The organism is Mesorhizobium sp. M8A.F.Ca.ET.202.01.1.1 (assembly GCF_004791595.1).
Lineage (GTDB): Bacteria > Pseudomonadota > Alphaproteobacteria > Rhizobiales > Rhizobiaceae > Mesorhizobium.
Window position 1 is genome coordinate 1 of record NZ_SRUN01000231.1, and the last position, 305, is coordinate 305.

Annotated in this window: 1 pseudogene; it reads right to left on the reverse strand. The window is 57.0% G+C overall.

From position 1 onward, the window contains the following. Positions 1–166 (reverse strand): annotated as a pseudogene (locus EN845_RS36575) (dihydroxyacetone kinase subunit DhaK); the annotation flags it as partial. Positions 167–305 lie beyond the last annotated feature (139 nt).

Genomic DNA, 305 nt, shown 5'->3' on the forward strand with positions numbered 1-305 from the left:
GGCCGGAACCGCCGCCCGAGATCAGCGCCACCTTGCCCGGCTTGAGCTCTCTGCGGCGGACGAATTTGTGTTCGTCGCCGAGCGTCAGGATGTCGGAATGGGCGGCTACGAAACCGTCGAGGCTTTCGGTGAGCACCGTGTCCACCGCGTTTATGAATTTCTTCATGGCAGTCCTCCCGAAATGATCTTTGATCTGCGCAATTCCGAACGGAAAAACCGCTACACACTTTTCCTGGAATAGCTTTCTCAGCCGCTGCCCTTGCCGGCGATGCTGGATATCTTCTGGATGAACTCGTTGATCGCTC